The sequence below is a fragment of the Globicatella sanguinis NBRC 15551 genome, assembly GCF_001552295.1.
GTDB lineage: Bacteria > Bacillota > Bacilli > Lactobacillales > Aerococcaceae > Globicatella > Globicatella sanguinis.
Map to the genome: position 1 here is coordinate 1 of NZ_BCQX01000142.1, position 4,977 is coordinate 4,977.

The 4,977-nt window shown below is 35.9% G+C and carries 4 protein-coding genes and 1 riboswitch; of the genes, 2 read left to right on the forward strand and 2 right to left on the reverse strand.

All coding sequences use genetic code 11. The features are described 5' to 3' along the window. Positions 1-44: 44 nt before the first annotated feature. Complete coding sequence (locus GSA01S_RS09265) at positions 45-1,817, reverse strand: muramidase family protein (RefSeq protein WP_066126876.1); 1,773 nt, start codon at positions 1,815-1,817, stop codon at positions 45-47. A 128-nt stretch (positions 1,818-1,945) separates the two neighbouring features. Here GSA01S_RS09265 and mnmM point away from each other — a divergent pair, with 128 nt between their 5' ends. Then, positions 1,946-2,512, forward strand: a complete 567-nt coding sequence (gene mnmM / locus GSA01S_RS09270; protein ID WP_066126877.1) for a tRNA 5-(aminomethyl)-2-thiouridylate-methyltransferase MnmM — start codon at positions 1,946-1,948, stop codon at positions 2,510-2,512. Between the two features lie 56 nt (positions 2,513-2,568). On the opposite strand, the gene metK is transcribed toward mnmM, so the two are convergent. After that, on the reverse strand, positions 2,569-3,753 hold the full coding sequence (gene metK / locus GSA01S_RS09275) for a methionine adenosyltransferase (protein WP_066126879.1): 1,185 nt from the start codon (positions 3,751-3,753) through the stop codon (positions 2,569-2,571). Then, positions 3,751-3,843, reverse strand: a riboswitch (SMK box riboswitch). It overlaps the preceding gene by 3 nt. A gap of 77 nt (positions 3,844-3,920) precedes the next feature. On the opposite strand from metK, the gene GSA01S_RS09280 reads away from it, so the two are divergent. Next, positions 3,921-4,715: a hypothetical protein gene (locus tag GSA01S_RS09280; RefSeq protein ID WP_066126881.1), complete on the forward strand. Its 795-nt coding sequence runs from the start codon at positions 3,921-3,923 to the stop codon at positions 4,713-4,715. Positions 4,716-4,977 lie beyond the last annotated feature (262 nt).

The following is a 4,977-nucleotide window of genomic DNA, read 5'->3' on the forward strand; positions in this document are numbered from 1 at the left end:
ATAATGCTTAAAGGATATTGTCTTTTAAATTGCCTAAAATTTTATTAATAATTAATAACTTGTCCGACAGAAATAATCGTTGAGCCACCATTAGCTGCAATTAATGTATTCACATCGATACCTGATCGTCTTGCGATGCTATAAAGAGTATCACCGGCTACTACGGTATAACTACCAGTAGTTGACGTTACAGTTGTAGTTGGTGCTGGAGTTTCTGTTACGGTCGTCGTTGCGCTTGTTGTATCTGTTGTGCTTGTTGACGTCGTTGGTTCATTGCTAGTGTTATTATTAGCTACTGTTGAACCACTAACCACTAAACTTTGACCCGGATGTAATACCGTTCCTTCAGCTAGTCCATTGGCACTTAAAATTTGGCCAACAGTTGTTTGGTGACGGCTAGCGATTGACCATAAGGTATCTCCTGCTACAACGGTATAATTACCATTGGAAGTTGATACTGGTGTCGTCGTTGCTTCTTCTTTTTCGGTAACTGGCGTCGAATCCGTTTGAGTAGTTGCTACACTTGGTATTGTAATGACTTTACCAGCTATTAAATTTTGTCCATTTTGAGCCATTAAACTTTCAACGGAAACATTGTATCGACGAGCTAATGACCAATAAGTATCGCCCGCTTTTACAGTATAGTTACCTTTAGTATTGGTTGGCGTTGAGTTAGTAGACTCTTCTTTAGGACTGTTATTTTCAGTTGATGCTTGAGTCGTTTGACCCGGAACAACTAATTTTTGTCCGACATATAAACTAGAAGAACTAGTATTATTTAAACGTTGTAATTCACCCGCACTAACACCCAATCGACGTGCTAATGACCAATAGGTGTCCCCCGCTTTAACGGTATATTGACCTTGTTGAGTAGGGGTTGTTGGCGTTTCAACGGTGGTTTCTTTTTCAGTTTCATTTTTTTCTGTATTCGCTACTCCAGGAATACGAATCGCTTGACCTACAAATAAATTGCCATTCGTCGCATTATTCGCATTTTGTAATGATTTAACATCCAAACCGAATTTACGCGCTAACGACCAGTAAGTGTCTCCAGCTTCAACCACATAATTGGTGGTCGTACCATTGTTAGTCGTGTTTTCTTCAGTACCACCTTGGTTGTTATTATTATTTTGATTATTATTTGACTGATTACCTACTGTATCATAAGCAGTTAAATTGTTTTGTTGAATAATCGCGTTTAACTTCGATGCGTAAGAAGTATCCGTCGCATAACGACCGGTTAAATGGCGAGTGGCATCTTGATAGCTATTCGTTTGGCTAACACGTGCCCCTAAATAATAATTATAGCGCCAACTATTGGCACCATTATCCCCTGTTAAAATATTAGCATAATCTTGTAATGAGCCGGCATAATCGTCATAACGTTTGAAAGCTTCATTGGCTACATAATAATTGCCAGTACCATCATCTTCTAAAGTATCCATATTAACGGTATTATCAGATGAACTTCCTTTAATTCCAAATAAATTATGATATGGCGCTCTTGCTAAGGTAGAATTTCCCCATCCAGATTCTAATACGGCTTGAGCAATCATAACAGATGCATATAAATCATTAGAAGCGGCAATTTTCTTAGCACTATCTGTGACAAGGTTTAAAAATTCACTCTTACTTAATCGTGTATTAGATGTCGTTTGAGCCATAACATTAGATGGCTTCGTTGTGGATTCAATAAATGCTGCCGTTGAAAACATAATTAATCCAGTATTAAAAGCTTTACGAATTTTTTTCATTCGTTCAACTTGTTTATTTCTCTGTTGTTTCTTTACTGTAACGCGTCTAGATTGAACTGGCACTCGATTCGCCTCCTAAATTATATTCATGTTTTATTCTAACCCAAATTAAGTTATAATTATAGAGATTCCGATGATTTATCGTTAAAGCTTAATGATTGTAATATAATTGAAACACGAGGAGAGTTGTTATGAAAAATGCTTTACACTTTAGCCATCAATTGTTAGCAGATTTAATTCAACGTTTCCCTAATGGAACTTATATTGATGCTACCTTAGGTAATGGCAATGATACTCATTTTATAATCAATCAACCTCATTTTAAAGGACATGTTTATGGCTTTGATATTCAAAAACAAGCCATTCTCAATTCTACTGCAAAACTTGAGGCGCATCCAAAATACCAACTAGTCAGTTTAATAGAGCAGAGCCATGATCAAATAAACAAGATCATAAGCGAACCAACCATTGCTGGAGCTATCTTTAATTTAGGGTATTTACCTGGTGGTGACCATGATATTACCACTCATTTTCCTAGTACGCTATCGGCTATTGAACAAATTGCCGAAAAATTAGTTAAAAGAGGTCAGATTTTATTAGTAATTTATTCTGGGCATCCAGCAGGTATGATTGAAAAGCAAAAATTATTCGACGCCTTATCGACATGGTCTCAAAAAGAATACCAAGTCCTACAATATGAATTTATTAATCAACAAAATCAGCCACCCATGTTATTAATAATCGAAAAAATTAAATGAAAAATAAACGTAGACTATGATAAAGTACCATCCCCTTATCTAGTCTACGTTTTATGTTATGCGTTAATAGCTGCTTTTAAAGCCTCTACTTTATCTGTTTGTTCCCAAGGTAATTCAATATCACGACGACCAAAATGTCCATAAGCTGCGGTTTGAGCATAAATTGGTCGTAATAAGTCTAACATTTCGATGATGCCTTTCGGCGTTAAGCGGAATGTTGAGCGAACAGCAGCAATTAATTTACTTTCTGTTATCTCACTGGTATTAAAGGTATCAATTGAAATCGAAACAGGTTCGGCCACCCCAATCGCATAAGCCAGTTGGACTTCACAACGCTTAGCTAAACCAGCTGCTACAATATTTTTCGCAATATAGCGAGCGGCATAACTGGCTGAGCGGTCGACTTTCGTTGCGTCTTTCCCTGAGAAAGCTCCTCCACCATGTCGTGCATAACCACCATATGTATCGACAATAATTTTACGTCCTGTTAGGCCTGAGTCACCTACTGGGCCACCAATAATAAATTTACCGGTTGGATTGATAAAATATTTCGTTTCATCATCTAATAATTCAGACGGAATAATCGGTTTGACGACATGGGCAATCACATCATCATGAATTTGTTGTAAAGTCACGTCCTCTGTATGTTGCGTTGATATGACAATAGTATCGACTCTTTGCGCTACTCCCGTTTCATCATACTCAATGGTGACTTGTGTTTTGCCATCTGGTCCTAAATAATTTAACTCGCCTGATTTACGAACTTCAGCTAATTTTAATGCTAATTGGTGACTAAGTGAAATCGGAAGTGGCATTAATTCTGGTGTTTCATCCGTAGCATAACCAAACATCAAACCTTGGTCACCCGCTCCGATTTCGATTTCTGAATCTTGATCGCGGGTTTCAATCGCATTGTTGACTCCTTGAGCAATATCGGGTGATTGCTCGTCTAGTGAGACCAATACCGCTACAGTCTTCGCATCGAAACCATATTGTTGTTTATTATATCCTATCTCATCAATTTTTTGACGAACGATTTGTTGGATATCAACATACGCAGAAGTAGTAATTTCTCCAAACACTAATACTAAACCGGTATTAACCGCAGTCTCGCACGCAACCCGAGCATTTGGATCTTGCTCTAAAATGGCATCCAAAATCGCATCACTAATTTGATCGGCAATTTTATCTGGATGTCCCTCGGTTACTGATTCTGACGTAAATAATCTTTTTTCTGTCATTTTTCTTTCCCCCATTATTTCATTTTGGTTACAAGGCATTTTCACTTTGAAGAAAGTGAACCCTATCGGGAATTTTGAGTTGTAACATTATCGATTATAACTTAAAATAGAGATAATGAATAGCTTTTTATAAAATTATGTCGATATTCAGAAGGGATTTGTTACTTATGACTACTTTTATCAAGTTGTTACAAAACCCCCTTGTCAAGATTTTTTTAGCACCATTTACTTTGATTGGTGTTGGAACAATCGTGGGGTTGAGTTCAGCTGCATCACCAAACTGGATAAATGCTCTTTTACTATTTGTGATAGTTGTCAGTTCACAATTAATTGATCATTATTTTCACCAGCGAAATGTACAACGGAATCACAAAAGTACACCTGAATTTATCTTATATGTTTGTGAAGGTATTTTAATCATCACATCGGTTATTTTTATTTTAAGAAATAACTGGATTATTAATTTACTGTTACTTTTATATATTGCCTATATTCATTTTCAATATATACCTTTTCCAATTGTGAATACATTTTATCAATATATTTTGACCATCTTTTTTAATGCTTTTATTTTAAATACGGTAGCATACTATAGTCAAACGACGAGTATCACTACCAATTTTTTACTGTTATTGATTCCTCTTGCGTTAATTACAGCAGGCATCACGATTGAAATCAATCACTTACGCTATTTATTAATTACTAGAAAGAAACAATCGACACTGTATCATTGGACCGGCATTGGATTAGCGATTGTAGCCATATTTGCTGGCGTATATTTCACTTTACCAAGCCAATCTTATTTTTTAGCACAAATTGCTTATGTTTTCATTACATTATTTAGTATTATTCCTGCTATTGTGCAAGTAGATAATGAAAAACAACGTCAAAATAAAATTAATTATTTGAGTACCGCTTTATTAATTTTTAGTATTTTTTATAGTCTAGCGATTGTTTTCTAAATCGGTTTTAAAAGTGGACCAACAGTAGAAATTCAAATGATTTTGCTTGGTCTGTTCACCGCTACAAAGTTGAGAATGGGCCAGAAGTAGAAAAACGAATGATAATTGACGACATACTTCAAGTTAAGGCTTAACCTCTAACTAAAATCGTGATTTCGTTTAAACGAAAATCTTAAAAAATATAAACAACAGGCAACCGATACTTTTTCGGCTGCCTGTTTATTTGTCTTAGGAAACTAAATTGGGAGTAGACCAGAAGTAG